Origin of the sequence: Rhizobium sp. CB3060 (assembly GCF_025200735.1) — a bacterium.
Lineage (GTDB): Bacteria > Pseudomonadota > Alphaproteobacteria > Rhizobiales > Rhizobiaceae > Rhizobium.
In genome coordinates this window covers 155,666-176,353 of sequence record NZ_CP104161.1, presented here as the reverse complement: position 1 = coordinate 176,353, position 20,688 = coordinate 155,666, and the positions used below count along the sequence as shown (strand labels likewise).

Sequence of the window (20,688 nt, the reverse complement as noted above, 5' to 3'; positions counted from 1 at the left end):
CTTCACAGGGGGAGAAATGGAACTTGATTGGTCTGTCGTAGCGACAGCGTTGCCAGAACTTCTGGCGGGTGCACGAATTACAATCGTCATCGCACTCATAGGCCTCTTTGGCGGATCAGCTGTCGGTGCCGCGGCGGGCCTCTGCCGCGTCTATGGCGGTGTCATATTGAACGCGATCGCATTCGTATATATCGAGGTGATCCGCGGCACGCCCATGCTGGTGCAGGTGATGTTTATCTATTTCGCCTTGCCGCTGCTGGTCGACATCCGAATCGATCCGTTCATTGCTGCGGTCATCGCCGTTGTCATCAACTCGGGCGCTTACATTGCCGAGATTTTCAGGAGCGCCCTGCTTTCAATCAACAGGGGACTATCCGAGGCCGGCTTGGCCCTGGGCATGCCGGGCTGGAAGGTTCTCACAAATATCGTCGGCCCGCTTGCATTACGGCGTGTTTTAGCACCGCTCGGGAACCAGTTTATTGTGAGTATCAAGGACACATCACTCTTTATCGTAATCGGTGTCGCCGAGCTTACAAGGGCGGGCCAGGAAATCATGGCGACCAATTTCAGAGCGGTGGAAATCTGGAGCGCCGTGGCCGTCATCTACCTCATCATGACCGGTGTGCTGTCATTCCTGTTGCGGGTCGCGGAAAAAAGGATGCGCGTGCTATGAGTATTGTCCAGTTTAAGAATGTGACCAAGGAGTTCGGCAGCATAAAGGTGCTGACAAATGTGGATCTCGAAATCCACAAGGGTGAAGTCCTGGTTCTCATTGGCCCCTCGGGATCAGGAAAATCGACCCTCCTGAGGTGCATCAATTCTTTGGAGAGAATAAACGGAGGCGATCTTATCGTGGATGGGATCAGTGTCCATGACGGCAAGAACAAGGTGCGGTTGATCAGGCAGGAAGCCGGGATGGTGTTCCAGCAATTCAATCTCTTCCCACAATTGACTACGCTACAGAATGTTGCCTGCGGCCCCCGATGGGTCAGAGGTGTACCGAAACGCAAAGCCGAAGAACTTGCCCGCGACCTGTTGAAAAAGGTGGGGCTTCTCGAAAGGGCGGATCATTTTCCAGCAGAACTGTCGGGCGGACAACAGCAGCGCGTAGCCATTGCTCGCGCACTGGCCGTCAAGCCAAAGATCATGCTGTTTGATGAACCGACCTCAGCTCTCGATCCGGAACTTCGGCACGAGGTCCTTCGCGTGATGCAGTCGCTGGCGGAGGAAGGCATGACGATGGTTGTCGTCACCCATGAAATCGGGTTCGCAAGAAAAGTTGGCACCCGGCTGATTTTCATGGAGGGTGGCAAAATCTCCGTTGATGGCGACCCGAAGGTGCTGCTGGACAATCCGGAGAACCCGAGGCTCAGGGACTTCCTCCAACATGTCCACTAAGCGACATTCGTTTTATCAGACGACATAAAACGCGTGCCTTATGTCGGAGAAGATTTATCCGATGACCAAACCGATGAAGGCGCGCGCCCTGATCAATAAGGAAAACTAGCTGAAATGGTACGAGGAAAGCGCCGTCAAGAACGCCTCCTTTACCGGCAAGGTTTCGATCAAAGTGGTTCGAGGGACGGCCAGACCAACGTTTCCTACAATTGCATCGACCGCCATCTCTGCCGGATGGCGAGCGTCTTGAAGGAGCACGGCATCAAGAAGGGCGATCGCTTCACCATCTAAGTCGCAATAGCTTATAGGCCACTGAACCAATTGTAGCCCTGATCTTCCCAATATCCGCCTGGGTAATCATTCGTCACGAACAGGGCTCCAATATGTTTAGGATTCTTGAACCCGAGTTTGGTCGGAACTCTTAACTTCAGAGGATAACCATATTTTTCTGGTAGAGGGTCCTTGCCGAAATCGAGCGCGAGGATGGTCTGCGGATGAAGAGCGGTCGCCATGTCGAGACTCGTATAGTAGCGATCTGCGCACCTGAAGCCGACGTAGCGAGCAGTCAAATCTGCTCCGATCGTTTTGAGGAAAGTGCCCAGTGGCACACCTGCCCATTGGCCCACCGCGCTCCAGCCCTCGATGCAGATGTGCCGCGTAATCTGCGAAACTTGGGGAAGCCGTCGCAACTCACTGAGACTCCAGGAACGCCTGTTATCGACAAGGCCCGAGACCTCGAGCTTGTAATCGGCGCCGTCGATTTCCGGAACGCTGTCTTCAGGGTAGAAAGCATTGAATGGAAAGGGCCGTGTGATTTGAGCTTCAGTGTATGTCGGAGCGAGCTTTTCCTGGCTAAATAGCCACGCCTGCACTCGGTCATTCCACCGCGACATTGCCCACAGGACTCTGTCGACAGAATCTCCGTTTTGGAGATTGCAACCAGACAGCATCGAAACCGCCCCGAGCGACAGCGTTCCGCGAAGAAAGAGCCGCCGCTGCAAACTCCCGAGTTCTCTTCGGTGATCGGTTATATCTATAGCTTTGCGTTTCACCATGTTCGGCGATCCTTTGCTCTCGTGAAGGCTCTTGGCATCAGCATGTGATCAGGGCCTCTCTTCGTCGCTGCAGCGCCCTTCGGATCTCGAGCGATGTCCGATCGTCATCGATAGCAGTGTTCTCGGCACAAGGAGGACCATGACCAGGTGCAGCGCCACGAAGGCCATCATGGAAGCCATGCCGGCGAAATGAACTACGCGTGCAAAATCGAAGCCTCCGAAGGCCTTTGTGAGCCACCAGAATTGCACTGGCTTCCAGATCGCTAACCCGGAAGCGACCATCAAGGCGCCCAGGAGTAGGGCCGTGATGTAGAGAAGCTTTTGGGTGGCATTGTAGGAGCCGGTATCGTGCTGGAGGCGAAACGCCAAAGCCAACTTGATTTCACGAACAACGTCTCCAAGCCGAATGGGTAACAAGCGACGATGCAATGATCCGCTGCCGATACCATGAAAAATATAGAGGAGCCCATTTCCGACCAGCAACCAGATCGCTGCGAAATGCCAGGCCGTATGGCCCCCCAGCCACCCCCCGAGCGTGACAACCTCGGGGAAGGCAAAGGGAAGAATAGGGTGCGCATTGTAGATGCCCATCCCACTCATAGCCAGCAGGACCATGGCAATCACGTTCAACCAGTGAGTTGCTCGAACGAGAATGGGATGGCTATGAGACTTGGCTAGCGGGCGGTTCGGCAGCATTTCATGTTCTCACATCGGAGGGGCGAGGCCGTCCTTGCCAACAATCACGAAACGGGCAGAGGATGAACCGTCCGTTTCCTTGACCGCCAGCAAAAGGGCTTTGGAACCCACTGACAGAGCTGTTTGATCTGCAGGTTCCATGCTGACGACAGGAACATCCGCCGGCACTGAGACTTTCCGTTCGGCATCACCATATTTGACGGTAAGAACGCGTCCGTCTGTCCCCACAATGCTCCCGACTGCGCCATTCGTCATGGTGCTTCCCGGCGTAAGATCCCAAGGGGTCGAGCCTTCGCCGACACCGCGCATAGAGGAGGGGAACACATGCACTTCGAGAGCCTTGAGCGAACCATCGGGCTGCGGCGCTGCTGCCGTTCCAATATAACTATCAGGTTTGATAGCGCTGATATCCGTAAGCGCAACTGCGACAACCTTGGTATCATTGTTGATCGCGACTTCCAGTTCCTTGCCGTCTCGCGTCCGCATTTTCACCTGACTGGGCGACACTTCAGTTAAGGTGCCACGAACGCGGCTTGGCGCAGTCTCCTGCGCCTTGACCGTCGTGGCGTAGCTAATGGCTACTGTAAAAGCTGCGCATAAAGCGGTCAGTTTGGTAGGCCTGAACATAGTATTCGTTGCTCCATAAGCTCTGTTGAGGGCATATGGAGGAGCGTAGTAGTGAGCCCGGCTCCGCAGGATGACCATAAGATGACAATTTTGTCATGCGCAGGTCATCGGATTGTTCGAGCCTTCCGGTATTTTCTGATGCATGTGGAGTGCGGAGAATGGCGATCCTCATTGTTGAAGACGATCAAAAGACCGGCGACTACCTGCGGAAAGGACTGAGAGAAAATGGCTACTCCGTCGACCTCGCCAGGACCGGCTTGGACGGTCTCCATATGGCGATGGAATCTCAGTATGATCTGATCGTTCTGGACGTCATGCTGCCTGGACTCGATGGGTGGGAAATAATCCGGCGCATCCGCCTCGAGCAAGATCTCCCAATTATTTTCCTGTCGGCTCGTGACGACGTAAGTAGTCGCATCCAGGGTCTACGACTTGGAGCGGACGATTATCTTGTGAAGCCGTTTTCATTTGTCGAGCTTGAGTTGCGGATTAGGACGATCTTGCGCCGAGGGACCATCCGCGAGACGGACGTGTTCGAAGCGGCCGATCTCCGGCTTGATGTTATGCGCCGAAAAGTCATGCGCGCAGGCGTTGAAATTCCGCTTACGAACAAAGAGTTCATGCTGCTGCACTTGCTCATCAGACGCCAGGGGGAAGTCTTATCTCGGACCCAGATCGCATCAGAGGTCTGGGATATGAATTTCGACAGCGATACGAACGTCGTTGACGTGGCTGTGAAGCGCTTGCGTGCCAAGATCGATGCGCCATTTGACAGGAAGCTGATCTATACCGTGAGGAGTGTTGGATATGGCCTGAACTGCGATAGCTATGATAATCAGTAAGTGGTTCAAAAATTCTTTGATATTGCGGATGGCCCTGTCCTATGCATCCGTGATCTTGATCCTCACAATTTCGCTCGGGTTTTACTTTTACAATTCTGTGCGGGTGGCGCAGGAAGACCGGCTACGCACCATTCTTGCGGCGCGTGTCGTCTATTTTGCGCGCCTCGCAAACAAAATGTACTCCATGAACGACCTGCAGGCTCGGCCGCTTCTGGTCGCAAATATGCTCGGCGCTGAACGGGATGTCCTAGTCTTTAGGAGATCCTCGGGGGAAACGGTAATAGAGGTAAATCCCGATCATGTAGAACTTCCGCGGATGCGAAGTGAGGTCTCGGAGGGAGAACAGCAGGTCAAGCACTCCCAGACAACATTAGCCAATGGAACGGTGGTTTACTGGGCATCTATTACAACGAAAGCTTTGGAAGACGGGAAATCGCTGCTCGTCCTGGCGGGCCATCCCATGACGGCCGAACGCGAGATGCTTGGTGCGTATCGCGATCGAGCGGTCTGGGCAATCGCTGTCAGCGTCACTCTTGCAACTCTCCTCGGTTATGCCCTCTTAAAGCAGGGGTTGAGGCCTATTGGCGGCATGGCGAGGAAAGCGGCCGAGATCCATCCAGGGAAACTCGAACTTCGACTTGACGAGAAGTCGGCACCGATAGAGTTGCGCTCACTGGCCGCTGCTTTCAACGCCATGCTTGATCGCTTAGCGAACGGCTATCAACGCCTATCGCAGTTTTCGGCCGACTTGGCTCATGAAATCCGCACGCCACTGGGTGTTTTGATAGGGCAAACTCAGGTAACTCTGGCCAAGACTCGCTCAGTGAAGGAATATCAATATCTCCTGGAATCCAATCTGGAAGAGCTCGAACATCTAAACAGATTGAGCGAGAACATCCTCTTCCTTGCCCGGGCGGATCATGCCACCCAGGCCATCGAGCGTAAGACCATCGACATGCAGCGGGAGTTGCGGAAAGTCGCAGACTATTTCGAGGGACTGGCTGCGGAGCAAGGATTGGCTTTTCAGGTCGAGGCGCAAGGGCTTGCTATGGTTGATCCTGGCCTGTGGCGTCGGGCGGTAGGCAACTTGGTCGTCAATGCGGTTCGGCATGGAAGAGCGGATACCACCATCTACCTTCGTGGCCATGGGAATGACCAAGAGTCGTCTGTCGAGGTCGAAAACGCGGGGCCAGAAATCTCTGTCGATGAGCTCGGTCGTCTATTTGATCGTTTCTACAAGGTCGATCGATCACGCAGCACATCGACAGAAACCCACGGCCTCGGGCTGGCGATTGTACAGGCCATCATGAAATTGCATGATGGATCGGCGACTGTTGACCTCCCGGCGTCTGGCGTGATCCGCTTTCGCCTTAACTTCCCTCATCCTTCGGTTCGGGAAGCAAATCAGATGGAGATAAAATTTCTTTAATGTGATCTCACCAGCGGCGGTCAAATGCCTTCGCCGCAAGTAAAAAATGATTATCCCGAAAGGTCGTTGCGTTAATGGCGCAGACAGAAAACAAGTGTTTCTATGAGAGCCTGCCTCCTTTCGACGCGTTTGAAGGCGTCGCCGACGAAACGAATTACAGACCCTTGCCGGATGGCTGGTGGCTGGCTGTTGCCGATATCGTCAGCTCGACGAGCGCGATCGCGGAAGGACAATACAAGAGCGTGAACATGGCAGGCGCGAGCGTCATCTCGGCTCTCATGAATGGGCTTGAAGAGCGGGATCTGCCATTCGTCTTCGGTGGCGATGGAGCGATGGCGGCGGTGCCGGGGACATTGTCTGCGAAGGCGACAGAGGCACTTGCCGCCGCCAAGACGTGGGTGGCGGAAGAACTCGGGCTAGAGCTGCGTGCCGCGCTCGTCCCAGTTGCCGATATTCGCGCCAAAGGACATGACATGCGCGTCGCTCGCTTCAAGGCAAGCGAGGTGGTTTCTTATGCGATGTTTTCGGGAGGCGGCGCCAGTTGGGCGGAAACCGAAATGAAGGCGGGGCGCTACCGGATCGAGGCGGCTCCTCCAGGCACACGGCCTGATCTCACCGGATTGTCGTGCCGCTGGAGCCCGATCGTCTCGCGCCATGGAGCGATCGTGTCGATCATCGCGGTGCCGAGCGAACGCGTCAGCACTCCTGAGTTCCAGGCGCTCATCGGCGACATCGTGGCACTGACCGAGGGAGAGGAGCGGGGGGGCCATCCGGTTCCGAAGGAAGGGCCCGATCCACGCCTTTCGATGCGGGGCGTTACAATCGAATCTCGCGCGAGCGCGTCGAGAGGCTGGCGCTTGCTCATCTGGCCCTTCATCGCCATGCAGAGCCTGATCCTATTCGCATGCTTTCGGCTCGGGATTAATTTCGGGCCTTTCAACTTCAAACAAAGCACACGAGATCTCGCCCGCAATTCCGACTATCGCAAGTTCGATGACGGGCTAAAGATGACAATTGACATTAACCTCGACCGGCTGCGCCTCCTTGAGGAGCGGTTGGCCGTTGGGGCAGCGGCCGGCATCTGCCGCTACGGCCTGCACCAGCAGGATTCAGCGCTGATGACCTGCATCGCCTCTTCCCCCATGAGCCGCGACCACATGCACTTCATAGATGGTGGAGCCGGAGGCTACGCTATGGCAGCGCGAAATCTGAACAAGGGCGGAACAAGAGCCGGGTGATTTTTGGAGGATCGACAATTGTTTGGTCGATAGACGACGGGTCGGACGCGCAGCATTGATCCGCTCGTTCATGGGTCATAAACGGCCCGAAGCTCGCGCACGCCGCGACCGAGTCGACGGCGCAGCAGCGTGCGCAGTGTGACCCCGTCGGCGTAGCCTACTTCCGTGGCGATTGCCTCGATGTCCTTGCGACTGGTGCGTAAGAGGTGCACGGCACGTTCCACACGCAGGTCCTGAAAATAAGACAGCGGCGATTTCCCAAGCACGGCTTCCATACGGCGCTGGAGCGTCCTTTTGCTGACATGCAGAGCATCTGCGGCAACGTCCAAATTGAAACCCTCGTGCAAACGGCTGCGAGCCCAGCGTTCGAAGTGCTGAACCAGCGGATCAGCGTTCGCCAGATGCATCGGGATCATGTAAGGGGCTTGCGACGGCCTTGTATCCACGAGGAGGTAGCGTGCCACCATATCGGCCAGTGCCGGACTTGTCTGACGCACCAGCCACAGAGCGAGTTCCATATGCCCCATTGCAGCGCCGGCGGTGACGACGTCGCCTGATGGAACCAACATGCGTTGTTCGTCGAGCCGGACTTCGGGGTAGCGTTGACGAAATAGCGGCCCCAGCCACCATGCGGTCGTCGCCTCATGGCCGGACAATAACCCGGACTCGGCAAGGATAAACGTCCCGATACATGCCGCCCCGATCCGCGCGCCATCGGCATGCCAGGCTTGCAGTTGTTCAGCGGCTTCCTGAGTCTCCCGCCGATCCAACACTTCAAGTAATGGTTCGGGCATTTTGGCGCCGAGCGCTGGAACAATCACCCAGTCAGGATGCCTGATAGTGGCTGCGGGTTGCACCGGCACGCTTAGGCCTAGCGAGGTCTGTACGGCCTCTCTAACGCCGGCTATCACACATTCGAACCGCGGCACCGGAAACGACTCCAGTGCAGCTAGTTCGTTGGCAATGGCCAGCGTGTCGAGCACGGCCGCCAAGCCGGTGTCGAACACATTGTTGTGGGCAAGGACAGCAATCTTCATGGCGCTTATGATACCGAAAATGTCATTTGCGGCAATACCGTTTAGGAAACTCCGCACCTACTCTGGTCTTCGTCGGATGTTCGACGCTCTGTGAAGGAGATCAATTCAATGATCCAGTACGCCCTGTTTGCCCGTCTCGAAGCCAAGCCCGGCAAAGAGGCGGAAGTCGAGAACTTCCTGAAAGCCGCGCTCGAAATGGCGAGGGACGAAAGCTCGACCCCGATCTGGTTCGCGTTGCGACTGTCGAATTCGACGTTCGCCATATTTGACGCGTTCCATGACGAGAAGGCGCGGCAGGACCACCTGTCCGGCCCGATCGCGCAAACTCTGATGGCAAAGGCACCGGACCTATTCGCGATGGCGCCCGCCATCGAGCTGATCCAGGTGTTGGGCCTGAAGAACGAAACGACGGCAAACTGACACATTGCGTCGAGGACAGGCAAAGGCCTCGGCCAATATTTAGAAAGCAATCACATGACCCTGAAAGCATCTACCCGCTTCTCACTGCTTGCCGCGCTCCTCGTTAGCGCGACTGGCCTTGCGTCAGTGCCGGCCGTTGCCGGTTCGTCAGACAAGTTCGAGCTTTCGAGCCCTGACATTGCGTCTGGCGGTACGATCGACGACAAATTCGTCCTCAATGGCTTTGGCTGCAAGGGCGGAAATATCTCACCGGCCCTGCAATGGAAAAACGCGCCTGCGGGCACCAAGTCGTTTGTCTTGCAAGTGTATGACCCGGATGCCCCGACCGGCAGCGGTTTCTGGCATTGGACGGTCTATAATATCCCGGCCAACGTCACGCAGCTGGCCCAGGGTGCCGGCAATGCCCCGGCAAATCTGCCGGCGGGCGCCTATGGCGGCGTCAACGACTACCAGGACACGGGTGCAACCGGCGGCAACGGCAATTATGGCGGCCCGTGCCCGCCGGCTGGCGACAAGCCGCACCCGTACGAATTTACGCTTTTTGCACTCGCGGTCGATGACATCGACGCGGCAGCGGGCGTTCCAAAAACCGGCACGGCAGCCCTGCATGGCTTCGTCCTGAACAAGGGCCTCGGCGACAAACTGCTGGGCAAGGCGTCCTTTACAGCCGCCTACGGCCGCTAATCAATCATCAAAACCTGGAGATCATCATGAAGAAACTTATTCTCGTACCAATCCTGCTGGCCTCGATGACCGGTGTTGTCTTTGCCGCCACTCCCTTCAAGACGGTAAAGACGGAGAAGGGGGAGGTACTTTCCGGCGAAAAGGGTCGGTCGCTCTATACCTTCAAGAAGGACGAAGCGGGCACCTCGAATTGCTACGATGAATGCGCCCAAAACTGGCCCCCGGCTATTGCCGCCGACAACGCCAAGGCCAATGGCGCCTACTCGATCGTGACCCGCAAAGACGGCACGAAGCAATGGGCAAAGGACGGCAAGCCGCTCTACTACTGGATCAAGGACGCCAAGCAAGGCGACGTCACCGGAGACGGCGTCGGTGGTGTTTGGGACGTCGCGAAGCCCTGATTTTCAACGGTGGCGCGGAAGCAGAAGGCTTCCGCGCCACCTTTCTAAGAGATGCTTTTCAGACGATCAATCCGTCTGGACCTTGGCAAGCTCCGCAGGCCATCGCCAACTGCTACTGGCTGAGATGGGGCCGCCAACTTACCTGCACAGGATCTTGACCTGTTCTTCGCCGTCATTCCGTTCTTTGCAGGCGCGCTCCATGTTGCCGCTAAACCGGTCTGCATGAGGCGCACTAGAGACAGCGATAGTAGTCGGGTATCGGCTCGTAGCAAAATGATATTGGACCAATATCAGAGCCTGGATTACCGTCACGGTTATTCAAGGGCTTGTTCCTTGACAGGCGGATGGAGCCGCTTGGGAGACATAGGAGGAAGAAACCTTGATCGCAGCTTTGGTGCTGTTCCCCGTTCCCGCCGGAACGACGACGGAGCAGGTAAAGGAAGCTTACGAACTCTCCGCGCCGCGATTTACCGGAATGCCGGGTCTTCTTAGCAAGCACTATCTGTTCGATGGTGCCGGCCAGGGTGGAGCATTCTACGTTTGGTCGAGCCGGGCTGATGCGGAAGCGCTATACACCGAAGAGTGGCGTCAGTCGCTGACGCAACGCTATGGCACGCCACCGACACTTTCGATCTACGAGGTACCGGTCGCAATCAACAACGCAGCGGCATTGCGCTAGAACGCACTGGATTGCCTCTTTTTAGAGGCGACGACGGAAGCCGCGACGATCGCGTCCTCAGAGTTTTTATCGACCACGTCGTGTTCCGCCTCGCGAAGCCAACCATTGAGGCTTGGCAGCTCTGCGGCTTTCACAGACGGGAGTTGGTGCATGGCGGCGTGCCGCTGATCAAATTCTATTGCAATTTGGGTCGGGGAGCAAAGCTCCTTCGGCCGGTTAGGTGAGGCACGGCGCATCCAAGCGAGGCCGGCCAAATGTATCCAGGGAGGTTGATGATGGCTGTTTTGCTATCGGGAAATTATTCTTTGCCAGCAAGTCAAGCTGAGGTTTACGCCGCGCTCAATGACGCGGACGTGCTTCGCGAATGTATTCCAGGCTGCGAGGAGCTGGAAGCTCGTGCAGACGGCATTTTCGCGGCCGTGGTCCGGCTGGAGCTTGGTCCGTTGAAGACGCGCTTTAGAGGTAAAGTCCGCTTGGAGGATTTGGATCCTCCGAACGGCTACCGGATTATCGGCGAAGGCGACGGCGGCATCGCCGGATTTGCCAAGGGAGGTGCGGCTTTGAAACTGGCACCAGACGACGAGGGCGGTACGCTTTTGTCCTACGAGGCCGAAGCCAACGTCAATGGGAAGATCGCTCAGCTGGGACAGCGCCTGATCGCCAGCACCAGCAAGAAAATTGCCGATCGCTTTTTCGAGACACTCGTGAAGCGCCTGCAAAATGAGACCGTTACGGCTGAAGCGGAATAGAAATTCCAGGATTCACCAACCCCTCATTCAATGAATTGAAAGGTAGAACTATGCCTAAGGTTACGGAATTAACGTTCTTTAGTGAAGGCGTGAAGCTCAAGGGCCTGCTCTATGAGCCTGACGATCTCAAGCCAGGAGAAAAGCGCCCTACAGTGGTGTGCTGCCACGGCTACACCGGCATGAAGGACGTCTACCTTCTCCCCGTCCCTGAGCGCTTGGCCGTACACGGTTATGTGGCATTTGCATTCGACCATCGCGGCTTCGGCAAGAGCGAGGGTGTGCGCGCGCGTCTGATACCGCCGGAGCAAGTGGAGGATATTCGCAATGCTATCACCTTCGTCTCCACCTTGCCCTCGGTGGATACCGATCGCATTGCACTCTACGGCACGTCATTCGGTGGAGGCAATGTCGTGGTCGCGACCGCAACCGACGACCGCGTCCGCTGTGTGGTGTCTGTTGTGCCCGTCGGCAACGGTGAGCGCTGGCTGAAAAGCCTTCGCAAGCACTGGGAGTGGCTCAAGTTTCAGGACGTCCTCGCCGAGGACCGCCGCCAGCGGGTTCTGACGGGAGAATCCCGCCGCGTTGACGTCACAGAGCTGATGCCTGGCGATCCCCACTCCCGGCAGGTCATCCAGGAGAAGGTGAAGGCGGCGGAAACCTATACGCAAGGCTATCCTCTGGAAAATGCCGAAGCGACTCTGCGGTGGAAACCCGAGGATTTCGCGCACGCCATTGCTCCCCGTCCTATCCTCTTCATGCATACCGAATGCGACGGTCTCGTGCCGATCGACGAGTGCTATGCGCTTCATTCAAAGGCCAAAGAGCCGAAGAAGCTCGTCACCATCCCGAACGCCGATCATTACGACGTCTATCAGTTCGTCAATCCGGACGTGTTCGAAAAGGTGATCGCGGAATCGATCAAGTGGTATGATCGGTATCTCAAGGCGGATGCGCCGCAAGAGCGCATCGCAGAGATCGCTTAAGGAGGCAACGAACGTGGCGCTACCGGTTTTTGACTACTTCGCACCCAAAAGTATCGAAGAGGCTTGCGCGGCACTGGCATCCAATCCGGATGGGGCAAAACTGCTCGCCGGGGGACAGTCGATACTGCGCGTCATGAAGTTCCGCATCATGGCGCCAGAGCTTCTGGTGGATGTTAAGGCCATACCCGGCCTGCGCTACATCGAAGGCGACGCCGATACGCTCCGTATCGGCGCCACCGCAACGCAGAGCGACGTCTTGCGTAACGACATCGTCCAGAAGGAGTTTCCTTTACTGGCCGAGGCTATCGCCAGGATCGCAACGACAGCGGTTCGCAACACCGCGACCGTCGTTGGCAATATATGTGTCGGACATACGGCGAGCGATCCGTCAGCGGCCTTGCTAGCCCTGGATGCCGAGCTTGTCGTCGTCGGGCCGGAAGGTGAACGCATCGTTCCAATCAGCGAGTTCTTCGTAGGCCATATGACAACTTCTCTCGACGTCGCTGATTTGGTTCGCGAAGTGCGGATACCCAGACGCAATGACAAGCCGGGCATGGCCTATCTGGCTCATGCCGGAAGAGCTGCAATGGAAACCCCACTTGTTGCGGCAGGAGCAATCGTTTCAACCAGGAACGGCATCTGCAGCAGCGCGACGATCGCGCTTGCCGGCGCCGACGAAACGCCTGTCCGTGTTTCGCGAGCGGAGGAGGCGCTCATCGGACGCAAGCTCGACGACGTGGCAATCCTTCATGCGGCTGCCATCGCGGCTGAGGATTGTTCGCCAGACAGCGACGTCTATGCATCCGGCGAGTACCGGCGCAGGCTTGTGGGTGTCTATGTGCGCGACGCCTTGCAGGCGGCAGCAAGCCGCGTGGCGTAGACTTGAGGAGGAGGAACCACATTATGCGAAGCAACATCACGCTTGTGATTAATGGGCGATCACATTCGTTGGACGTCCCAGCGAATACACTCTTGCTCGACCTTCTGAGATGGGAAGTCGGCCTGACGGGTACCAAGGAAGGATGCGGTGAGGGCGTTTGTGGCTCCTGCACCGTCAATGTCAATGGTGAACTCGTCAGATCCTGCCTGACGCTGGCGGTCCAGGTGGACGGCAAGTCGATCACGACGATCGAAGGCATGGCCGATGGTGATACGCTTCATCCGCTCCAACGGAAGTTTCTGGAGCTCGGCGCTGTCCAGTGCGGCTTCTGTTCGCCGGGCCTGATCGTCACGGCCGATGCACTCTTGAAAGGTAATCCAGACCCGACGGAAGCCGAAGTGCGCGATGCGCTCAGAGGAAATCTGTGCCGCTGCACCGGCTACGTGAAGATCATCGATGCAGTTTTGGCAGCTGCAAGCGAAATGCGGAGCCACGCACATGAATAGTCCAGATCAAGAATTCAACGTAATCGGCAAGAACGTCATTCGCGAGGAAGGTCCGGGAAAAGTCACCGGCCTTGGCAAATACGCAATCGACCTCGAGTTCCCAAGGATGCTCTGGGCAAAAATCAAACGCAGCACGCGCCCTCATGCCAAGATCATCAACATCGATATCAGTCGGGCACAAGCGTTGCCGGGCGTTCACGCCGTCATCGTGGACAAAGACTGCCCCCAGACCTTGTTCGGGTTTGGCTGTTATGACGAGCCGTTGCTCGCCCGGGGAAAGGTTCGCTATATCGGCGAGCCGGTGGCCGCGGTCGCAGCCGAGAGTGAGGCGATTGCCGAGCAAGCCTGTGATCTGATCGAAATCGACTACGAGGACCTGCCGGCAATCTTCGACCCGTGGGAGGCCTTCGAAGCCGATCCCAAGGTGATCATCCACGAAGACCAGGCCAACTACCGCCGCGTGCCTATCGGACCCGTGCAATACGACCCGAAGCACCCCAACGCGTTCGGTTACTACAGGATCCGCACCGGCGAAGTGTCGCAAGGCTTTGCAGAAGCGGATGTCGTCCTGGAGAAGACCTACTCCAACGCCATGATGGCGCACGCCACAATGGAGCGCCACAATTCGATCTCGCTGTGGGACTCCGACGGTAAGGTAACGGCCTGGTCGTCCGCTCAGGCCGCCTATCCGCTGCTCAACCAAATCAGCGAGGCGTTGGACATCCCACATTCCCGTGTCCGGGTTATTATCCCGAAATATGTCGGGGGCGGTTTCGGCGGCAAGATCGAGATGAAGGCAGAAGGCCTGTGTGCCGTGCTTTCACGCGCCGCCGGCCACCGACACATCAAGATCATCTATACCCGCGAGGAATCGCTTTGCTGGGCAGGAGTGCAGCATCCCTTCGAAATGCGTATCAAATCTGGCGTGCGCAAAGATGGGGTCATTACAGCCTGCGAGATGTTCGTGCTCGTGAATGGCGGGGCCTACGCTCAGCACGGCTTCCTCGTCACCCGCCAGGCGAGCTACGGGCCGCTCGGCTCGTATCGCTTCCCACATTTCAAGCTCGACAACTACGTTGTCTATACCAACAACCCTCCAGGCGTCGCCTATCGCGGTTTTGGCAACACCCAAATCCATTTCGGACTGGAGTCTCACATCGATGAGCTCGCGCATGCGATCGGAATGGATCCTTACGAGATTCGCCGCAAGAATGTTCTCAAGGAAAATGAGATAAACGCAGCCGGCGAAATCCAGCATTCAGTCGCGGGCGCCGAGCTGCTCGACGAGATCAAGGCCGGCCTGGAGCGTCACGGCCCCTTGCAACGGGAACACGGGCCGTGGCGCCGCGGCAGGGGCATCGCCTTTGCAAACAAGGACAGCGTGGCCCCGTCTGCATCCTCTGCCATCGTCAAGATCCATAACGACGAGACTGTCGAAATTCGCCATAGCGCCGGTAATATCGGCCAGGGCAGCTCGACGACTCTTATCCAGATCACCGCGGAGTTCTTCAAGGTCGCGCCTGAGCAAGTAAGGACGGCTGAAGTGGACACTTGGGTCACTCCTTACGACCAGCTGACCGGGTCGAGCCGCCTCACATTTGCGGCCGGCAACGCCGTACTGATGGCTTGCGAGGATGTGAAGAACCAGATCCTGACGATGGCGGCCCAGATGATGCAGGCAACGCCCGAAGAGCTCGACCTTGCCGATATGGTCGTTTTCGTGAAGGAAAGTCCGGGACGTTCAATGCGTGTGCGTGATCTCTTCCGTACGGTGTTTTTTACTGGCTCCTTCCTGCCAATTGGTGGCGAGTTGCTGGGCAAGGCTACCTTCACGGTCCCCTCAAGCAAGATCGACCCGGAGACAGGGCATGCCGCAAACGACGGTATGCGCAAGATATTCTCCTTCTGCACGCGCGCGGCCCAGGCCGTGGAGGTGGCCGTCAATATCGAAACCGGCCAGGTCAAGCTGGAGAAAATCGCCATCGCGAACGATCTCGGCAAGGCGATCAACCCGATGTCGTGCGAAGGCCAGATGCATGCCGCAATCTCAATGGGCCTTGGCCAGGCGATCTCGGAGGAGTTGCAGATCAGCGAGGGAGGCGTGCGCAATGGCGACTTTTCGTCGTATCGCTTCCTGACTGCAAAAGATGCTCCGTCGAACGACCACGTTTCGACCCACATCGTTGAGATCCCGCAATTTGACGGCCCTTATCAGGCGAAGGGCTTCTCGGAGGCAACAACATCGCCGACGGCGCCGGCCATCGCGAACGCGATCTTCGACGCCATCGGCCTTCGTCTCCGACATATGCCGATGACGCCGGAGCGGGTCCTCGAGGGGCTCGATCGGCTAAGTTCCGCAGAAAACGACTGACAATTTCAGGGAGGAAACCATGTCAGATTTTACAAAACGGGAATTACTTCGGGCCATGGCTCTCACAATGGGGGCCCTGACCTTAGCGCAGCCTGCCTGGTCCGAGGACCAGCCCATTAAGATCGGCACGAGCATGGCCTTGTCCGGGCCGCTCGCCGCGGGCGGCCGGCAATCGCAGCTTGCACTGCAAATGTGGGTGGAGGAGGTCAATTCGCGCGGGGGGCTTCTTGGCCGAAAGGTGGAACTCGTCACCTATGACGACCAGGGGAGTCCCGCCCAAAGCCCTGGAATTTTTTCCAAGCTGATCGACCTCGACAAGGCCGACCTTCTAATCGCGCCCTACGGCACCGTGCCCGCGGCGGCGGTTATGCCGATGGTCAAGGAACGCGGCAAGCTTCTAATCGGGCAGATCGGCTACCAGATCAATTCCAAGGTGCACCACGACATGTGGTTCAACAATTCCCCTTGGAGCAACGCGGAGAGCTGGGTAGGTGGTTTCTTCAAGCTCGGCGAAAAGGTCGGGGTGAAGAAGGTTGCGTTTTTAGCGGCAGACCAGGAGTTCTCCCAGAACATCCTGGCGGGTGCCAAAACCCTTGCCGAAAAGGCCGGTTTTGAAACGGTCTACGAGCAGACCTATCCGCCAACAACCGTGGACTTCTCGGCAATGATCCGGGCCATCCGCGCCGCCTCTCCTGACATGGTTTTCGTCGCTTCTTATCCGGCAGATTCCACAGCAATCATCCGCGCTGTCAACGAGATCGGTGTTGGATCTTCCGTGAAGCTGTTCGGCGGCGGCATGGTTGGGCTTCAGTATGCCTCCGTGATGCAGGGCCTGGGCTCCCAGTTGAACGGGATCGTCAACTATCACACCTACGTCCCGGAAAAGACCATGGCGTTTCCCGGCGTCAAAGAATTTCTGGACCGGTATGCCGTCAGGGCAAAGGCCGCCAATGTCGAGACCCTTGGCTACTATGTCGCTCCTTTCTCCTATGCGTCCGGTCAGATCCTCGAACAGGCCATCAAGGCCACCGGAAGCCTGGATAATGCCGAACTCGCCAAATATCTACGCTCCAACGAGGTCCAAACAATCGTCGGGCCAATCCGGTGGGGCGCCGACGGCGAATGGGCGCAACCCCGCGTTGTCATGATCCAGTTCCGGGACGTCAAGGATGGCGATGCCGAGCAGTTTCGCCAAGAGGGTAAACAGGTCATCGTCTACCCCGACCAATATCGCACCGGCGATCTAATTTCGCCCCTCAGCAAGGCACAAGGCATGTAGGCCTAGCGTTCCGAGGGAGGAACTGAACATGGTTTCGATCGATCTTTTGATTGAGGGGCTCGTCTTCGGTGTTCTGGTCGGCTGCTTTTATGCAGCCGTCAGCATCGGGCTTTCAATTGCATTCGGGCTGCTTGACGTGCCCCACATCGCCCACGCTTCCTTCCTTGTGCTGGCGGCTTACATGACCTTCCTGCTTGGATCTTACGGGATAGATCCACTCATTGCAGGAGCCCTGATCTTGATCCCGTTTTTCTTCCTCGGTGCCGCCGTTTACCGCTTCTACTATGAAGCTTTCGAGAAACGCGGCACCGATGCGGGGGTCCGCGGCATCGCCTTTTTCTTCGGTATAGCGTTCATTGTACAGGTTGTGCTTTCGCTCATGTTCGGTCTCGACCAGCAAAGTGTGGGTGCACCCTATATCGGCAGCAGCCTCGGGCTTGGGGAAATGAGAATACCCTGGCGCCTGATCGTTGCACTTGTGGTGGCCGTCGGCCTGGTTTTCGGCCTTAATCTGTATCTGTCCAAAACATTCCGGGGGCGGGCGGTACGTGCGGTTGCCCAGGATCCGTGGGCGTTGAAGGTGATTGGTGCGAACCCGGTGCTGACCAAACAATGGGCTTTCGGTCTTGCCACTGCTGCAACGGCGATCGGCGGGGCGTTGCTGATCATAGTTAGCCCTGTCGAACCGAGCCTCGACAGGGTTTATATCGGCAGAACTTTCTGCGTCGTGGTTCTCGCAGGACTGGGAAGTATGAACGGGACATTGATCGCCGGCATTTTGTTGGGGGTCATGGAATCGCTCGTGCTGACCGCTTTTGGCGCCTCATGGGCCCCTGCGGTGGCCTTCGGACTTCTCTTGCTCGTATTGGGCTTGCGGCCACAGGGGCTTTTTGGACGATGAGAAACAATTCGATCCCATTCTGGTTGCTCGTCCTGGCAGTTCCGGCCATGGCATTCCTATTGCCGAAGCTCGGGCTCAATGAATACTACCTGTATGTCGGGTATGTCGTTCTTCAGTACGTCGTCCTCGCAACGGCCTGGAACATTCTTGGCGGCTACGCAGGCTACGTCAATTTCGGAACAGGCGCCTTTTTCGGTCTTGGCGCCTACACTGCTCTTGTGCTGATGAAGGCTTTCGATGCGCCGCTCCTGATACAGATTGCCGGGGCCGCCATCATTGGAGCTCTTCTTGGTGTAGGAGCCGGGTTACTGACTCTTCGCTTGAAAGGCATCTTCTTTTCGATTGCAACGATCGCGGCTGCGATCGTCATCGAAACATTCATCCTCAACTGGCGCTTCGTAGGCGGCGCGACGGGCATGCAGATCATACGCCCGGAAGTCCCATTTGGATTCGACACATATACCAGGCTGTTGCTGTTCGTGATGACGATCCTCACGGTTGTTGCAATCATTGTCGCCCGTTACATCGAGCGTTCCTGGCTCGGCAGAGGCCTTCATGCCGTGCGCGACGCAGAAGCGGCGGCAGAGTGCTCGGGAGTTCCGACGTTGCGGCTCAAACTGATAGCCTGCGCGATATCGGGCGCGCTCATGGCGGCAGCTGGTGCTCCGTTCCCGCTCTATACAAGCTTTGTCGAACCGAGTTCGACGTTTAGCCTGAATTATTCGGTCATGGCCCTTTCAATGGCCGTTGTTGGTGGAATGTCACGCTGGTGGGGTCCCGTCCTCGGCGCAATTCTGATCGCCGGCAGCCAGCAATACGCCGCATCGGCCAGCCCTGAGCTTCATCTGTTTGTCGTCGGACTTCTCATGGTCATCTTCGTGATCATGGCACCCGAGGGTCTAGTGGGCTTGGTAAAGCTTGCCCGCAAGAGCATTCAACCAGTTGCCAAACCTATCCACCTCGCCGAAGGAGCAAAAGCGCATGACTAGCCTTTTGAAGGTGGACAACGTCACGAAACGGTTCGGTGGTTTTACCGCGCTCACGGATGTCAATCTAGACATTGCCAAGGGCGAGCGCCTCGGCCTAATCGGCCCGAACGGGTCTGGCAAGACAACCCTGATCAACTGCATTTCCGGCGTATTGCCGATCGAAGGGGGAGCGATTTCATTTGACGGCGCAGACATTTCGAAGCTCGCGACCTATCGCAGGGCCAAGGCCGGCCTGGCGCGGACGTTTCAGATCCCGAAGCCGTTCCACTCGATGACTGTCATCGAGAACCTGATGGTGCCGCTCGAATACATCGTTCACCGTCTGGTCGACGCCAAGAACGAGAGTGTGGTTCGTTCCGAAGCCAGCGATCTACTACGCCGCGTCAGGCTCTCCGATCGCATGAACGCGCCGGCGGGACAATTGTCGCAGGTTGAGTTGCGCAAACTTGAGCTGGCGAGGGCAGTTGCTGCTCGCCCCAAATTGCTGATCTGTGACGAGGCCATGGCCGGCCTTGCCACCAAGGAAGTCCATGAGATCCTCGATATCCTGATGGAACTCAATTCATCCGGCATTACCATCATCATGGTGGAGCACATTCTACAAGCGGTCATGCGGTTTTCGCAGCGCATCGTTTGCCTGACTGCTGGGCGGATCATATGCGACGGCGCGCCCGCGGATGTCATGGCTAATCCAGAAGTGCGGAGGGCATATCTTGGCAGTTAAGATAGTGGTGCGCGACTTGCATGCCGGATACGGTACGGTGCAGGTCCTACATGGTTTGTCAATCGAAGCGCGGGACGGCGAGACAGTTGCCCTCCTCGGCACCAACGGCAATGGCAAGAGCACATTGATGAAGTGCCTGATCGGCGACGTCCGTCCGACGCATGGCTCGATCATCCTTGAGCTTGACGGACAGGCGATTGACCTAACCAACCTCAACACCGATGAAATCGTTGAACACGGTATCAGCATCGTTCCAGAGGGGCGGCGGCTATTTCCGCAGCTCACCGTGGAGGAAAATCTGCTTCTCGGCGCCTATCGGAAAGCCGCAAGAAAAAAGATCGCCGCCAATCTCGAGTTTTGTTATGGCGCCTTCCCAATCCTGAAGGAAAGACGCCGGCAGCTCTCAGGATCTATGTCAGGCGGACAACAGCAGATGCTGGCGCTTGGCAGGGCGATCATGTCCTCGCCGCGAATTCTCCTTGTCGACGAGCCTTCCGTGGGTCTGGCACCGATCATGGTGTCACAGGCGATCGCGAAGATCGGTGAGTTGAAAGAGCAGTTCGGGCTAACCGTCATTATGGCCGAACAGAATTTTCAGGAAGCTATGCGAATTGCTGATCGAGGCTATGTTCTCGTGCATGGTGAGGTAGCCTTTTCTGCGGACACCGCCGCTGAACTTCGCGACAGCGAGCTCATCAGCCAACTCTACTTGGGAGGTTGATGCCTGAAAGCCGTCCCCACCCCAGGGCCTTCAAATACACAGGTGCAACTGGATCAGCTTTCTGCTGTCCGTAGAGGAT

23 protein-coding genes and 1 pseudogene are annotated in these 20,688 nt (G+C 57.1%); 20 read left to right on the top strand and 4 right to left on the bottom strand.

Going from position 1 to position 20,688, the window contains the following annotated elements:
* Nucleotides 1-16: 16 nt before the first annotated feature.
* From glnP to N2601_RS32975, 3 genes and pseudogenes are all read left to right on the top strand, one after another.
* Nucleotides 17-673 (top strand): glutamine ABC transporter permease GlnP, encoded by a 657-nt coding sequence (gene glnP / locus N2601_RS32985; RefSeq protein WP_260305884.1) that lies wholly within the window; start codon nucleotides 17-19, stop codon nucleotides 671-673.
* Nucleotides 670-1,398, top strand: a complete 729-nt coding sequence (gene glnQ / locus N2601_RS32980) for a glutamine ABC transporter ATP-binding protein GlnQ (RefSeq protein ID WP_260305883.1) — start codon at nucleotides 670-672, stop codon at nucleotides 1,396-1,398. The genes glnP and glnQ overlap by 4 nt, the downstream gene beginning before the upstream one ends.
* A gap of 40 nt (nucleotides 1,399-1,438) precedes the next feature.
* Nucleotides 1,439-1,686 (top strand): annotated as a pseudogene (locus tag N2601_RS32975) (acetyl-coenzyme A synthetase N-terminal domain-containing protein); the annotation flags it as partial.
* 14 nt (nucleotides 1,687-1,700) lie between these two features.
* Here the strand turns inward: N2601_RS32975 and N2601_RS32970 are convergent.
* The 3 genes from N2601_RS32970 to N2601_RS32960 are packed head-to-tail and all read right to left on the bottom strand — an operon-like array spanning nucleotide 1,701 to nucleotide 3,776.
* Complete coding sequence (locus N2601_RS32970) at nucleotides 1,701-2,453, bottom strand: molybdopterin-dependent oxidoreductase (protein WP_260305882.1); 753 nt, start codon at nucleotides 2,451-2,453, stop codon at nucleotides 1,701-1,703.
* A gap of 48 nt (nucleotides 2,454-2,501) precedes the next feature.
* A complete protein-coding gene (locus N2601_RS32965) occupies nucleotides 2,502-3,149 on the bottom strand; it encodes a cytochrome b/b6 domain-containing protein (protein ID WP_260305881.1) in 648 nt (215 codons plus the stop codon).
* A gap of 9 nt (nucleotides 3,150-3,158) precedes the next feature.
* Nucleotides 3,159-3,776, bottom strand: coding sequence for a hypothetical protein (locus N2601_RS32960; protein WP_260305880.1), 618 nt, complete (start codon nucleotides 3,774-3,776; stop codon nucleotides 3,159-3,161).
* A 158-nt stretch (nucleotides 3,777-3,934) separates the two neighbouring features.
* Here N2601_RS32960 and N2601_RS32955 point away from each other — a divergent pair, with 158 nt between their 5' ends.
* From N2601_RS32955 to N2601_RS32945, 3 genes are all read left to right on the top strand, one after another.
* The gene (locus tag N2601_RS32955) at nucleotides 3,935-4,618 is read left to right on the top strand and encodes a heavy metal response regulator transcription factor (RefSeq protein WP_260305879.1); all 684 of its coding nucleotides are present in this window, start codon (nucleotides 3,935-3,937) and stop codon (nucleotides 4,616-4,618) included.
* Nucleotides 4,619-4,646: 28 nt separating this feature from the next.
* The gene (locus tag N2601_RS32950; protein WP_445945077.1) at nucleotides 4,647-6,047 is read left to right on the top strand and encodes a heavy metal sensor histidine kinase; all 1,401 of its coding nucleotides are present in this window, start codon (nucleotides 4,647-4,649) and stop codon (nucleotides 6,045-6,047) included.
* Between the two features lie 74 nt (nucleotides 6,048-6,121).
* Nucleotides 6,122-7,285, top strand: a complete 1,164-nt coding sequence (locus N2601_RS32945; RefSeq protein WP_260305877.1) for a DUF3095 domain-containing protein — start codon at nucleotides 6,122-6,124, stop codon at nucleotides 7,283-7,285.
* 68 nt (nucleotides 7,286-7,353) lie between these two features.
* On the opposite strand, the gene N2601_RS32940 is transcribed toward N2601_RS32945, so the two are convergent.
* A complete protein-coding gene (locus N2601_RS32940) occupies nucleotides 7,354-8,322 on the bottom strand; it encodes a GlxA family transcriptional regulator (RefSeq protein ID WP_260305876.1) in 969 nt (322 codons plus the stop codon).
* A 108-nt stretch (nucleotides 8,323-8,430) separates the two neighbouring features.
* Between N2601_RS32940 and N2601_RS32935 the strand changes: the two genes are divergently transcribed.
* From N2601_RS32935 to N2601_RS32870, 14 genes are all read left to right on the top strand, one after another.
* On the top strand, nucleotides 8,431-8,742 hold the full coding sequence (locus N2601_RS32935) for a putative quinol monooxygenase (protein ID WP_260305875.1): 312 nt from the start codon (nucleotides 8,431-8,433) through the stop codon (nucleotides 8,740-8,742).
* A 54-nt stretch (nucleotides 8,743-8,796) separates the two neighbouring features.
* Nucleotides 8,797-9,426: a YbhB/YbcL family Raf kinase inhibitor-like protein gene (locus N2601_RS32930; RefSeq protein WP_260305874.1), complete on the top strand. Its 630-nt coding sequence runs from the start codon at nucleotides 8,797-8,799 to the stop codon at nucleotides 9,424-9,426.
* 26 nt (nucleotides 9,427-9,452) lie between these two features.
* Nucleotides 9,453-9,827 (top strand): COG4315 family predicted lipoprotein, encoded by a 375-nt coding sequence (locus N2601_RS32925; protein ID WP_260305873.1) that lies wholly within the window; start codon nucleotides 9,453-9,455, stop codon nucleotides 9,825-9,827.
* A gap of 379 nt (nucleotides 9,828-10,206) precedes the next feature.
* On the top strand, nucleotides 10,207-10,506 hold the full coding sequence (locus N2601_RS32920; RefSeq protein WP_260305871.1) for a hypothetical protein: 300 nt from the start codon (nucleotides 10,207-10,209) through the stop codon (nucleotides 10,504-10,506).
* Nucleotides 10,507-10,781: 275 nt separating this feature from the next.
* Entirely contained in the window at nucleotides 10,782-11,255 is a 474-nt protein-coding gene (locus N2601_RS32915) for an SRPBCC family protein (protein ID WP_260305870.1), read from the top strand.
* Nucleotides 11,256-11,305: 50 nt separating this feature from the next.
* Complete coding sequence (locus N2601_RS32910) at nucleotides 11,306-12,238, top strand: alpha/beta hydrolase (RefSeq protein ID WP_260305869.1); 933 nt, start codon at nucleotides 11,306-11,308, stop codon at nucleotides 12,236-12,238.
* Nucleotides 12,239-12,251: 13 nt separating this feature from the next.
* Nucleotides 12,252-13,118, top strand: coding sequence for an FAD binding domain-containing protein (locus N2601_RS32905; RefSeq protein ID WP_260305868.1), 867 nt, complete (start codon nucleotides 12,252-12,254; stop codon nucleotides 13,116-13,118).
* Between the two features lie 23 nt (nucleotides 13,119-13,141).
* The gene (locus N2601_RS32900) at nucleotides 13,142-13,624 is read left to right on the top strand and encodes a (2Fe-2S)-binding protein (protein ID WP_260305867.1); all 483 of its coding nucleotides are present in this window, start codon (nucleotides 13,142-13,144) and stop codon (nucleotides 13,622-13,624) included.
* Nucleotides 13,617-15,995, top strand: coding sequence for a xanthine dehydrogenase family protein molybdopterin-binding subunit (locus tag N2601_RS32895; protein ID WP_260305866.1), 2,379 nt, complete (start codon nucleotides 13,617-13,619; stop codon nucleotides 15,993-15,995). The genes N2601_RS32900 and N2601_RS32895 overlap by 8 nt, the downstream gene beginning before the upstream one ends.
* 19 nt (nucleotides 15,996-16,014) lie before the next feature.
* On the top strand, nucleotides 16,015-17,274 hold the full coding sequence (locus N2601_RS32890) for an amino acid ABC transporter substrate-binding protein (RefSeq protein WP_260305865.1): 1,260 nt from the start codon (nucleotides 16,015-16,017) through the stop codon (nucleotides 17,272-17,274).
* Between the two features lie 28 nt (nucleotides 17,275-17,302).
* Entirely contained in the window at nucleotides 17,303-18,175 is an 873-nt protein-coding gene (locus N2601_RS32885) for a branched-chain amino acid ABC transporter permease (protein ID WP_260305864.1), read from the top strand.
* Nucleotides 18,172-19,164 carry a branched-chain amino acid ABC transporter permease gene (locus N2601_RS32880; RefSeq protein WP_260305863.1) on the top strand — a complete coding sequence of 331 codons (993 nt, stop codon included), beginning with the start codon at nucleotides 18,172-18,174 and terminating at the stop codon, nucleotides 19,162-19,164. Before N2601_RS32885 ends, N2601_RS32880 begins: the two co-directional genes overlap by 4 nt.
* Complete coding sequence (locus tag N2601_RS32875; RefSeq protein ID WP_260305861.1) at nucleotides 19,157-19,888, top strand: ABC transporter ATP-binding protein; 732 nt, start codon at nucleotides 19,157-19,159, stop codon at nucleotides 19,886-19,888. The genes N2601_RS32880 and N2601_RS32875 overlap by 8 nt, the downstream gene beginning before the upstream one ends.
* On the top strand, nucleotides 19,842-20,609 hold the full coding sequence (locus tag N2601_RS32870; RefSeq protein WP_260305860.1) for an ABC transporter ATP-binding protein: 768 nt from the start codon (nucleotides 19,842-19,844) through the stop codon (nucleotides 20,607-20,609). Before N2601_RS32875 ends, N2601_RS32870 begins: the two co-directional genes overlap by 47 nt.
* Nucleotides 20,610-20,688: the final 79 nt, after the last annotated feature.